1 pseudogene is annotated in these 570 nt (G+C 78.1%); it reads left to right on the forward strand.

Annotated elements, in window-relative coordinates:
- A pseudogene (locus tag G3I40_RS15370) lies at positions 1–570 on the forward strand (hypothetical protein); the annotation flags it as partial.

Below are 570 nucleotides of genomic sequence, written 5' to 3' on the forward strand. Positions count from 1 at the left end.
TCCGGCCGGGCGGGCGGTGATCGCGGCCGCGGCCGGGGCGCCCGCCGCGCTGCCCGACCTGACCGCGCTGATCGGCGAGAAGGAGGCCGAGGTGCGCCGCGATCCGCGGAACGACCGGACGTGGGCGGCGCTCGGGGCCGCCTACGTCGAGCGCGGTACGCGCACGGCCGACTCCGCGTACTACCCCAAGGCGGAACGGGCGCTGCGTACGTCGCTGAAGGTGCGCCCGCAGCGCAACGCCGAGGCGCTCGACGGGCTCGCCGCGCTGGCCGCCGCCCGCGGCGACTGGCGCGCCACCAAGAAGTGGGGCGAGGCCGCGGCGAAGCTGGCCCCGGCCCGCTTCTCGACGTACTCCGCGCTCGTGGACGCGTACCAGGGACTCGGCGACTACAAGGCGGCCGGGCGGAGCCTGGAGAAGCTGTCGGAGCTGGCGTCGGGCACGGGGGTGACGCTGCGCACCGCCGCCGTGTACCAGGACCGGGGCTGGCGGGAGGACGCGGCGGCCGTGCTCACCGACGCGGCGGCCCGCGCCGGTACGCCCACCGAGCAGGCCGCGCTGCTGCACCGCGG

The organism is Streptomyces sp. SID14478, from assembly GCF_010548525.1.
Lineage (GTDB): Bacteria > Actinomycetota > Actinomycetes > Streptomycetales > Streptomycetaceae > Streptomyces.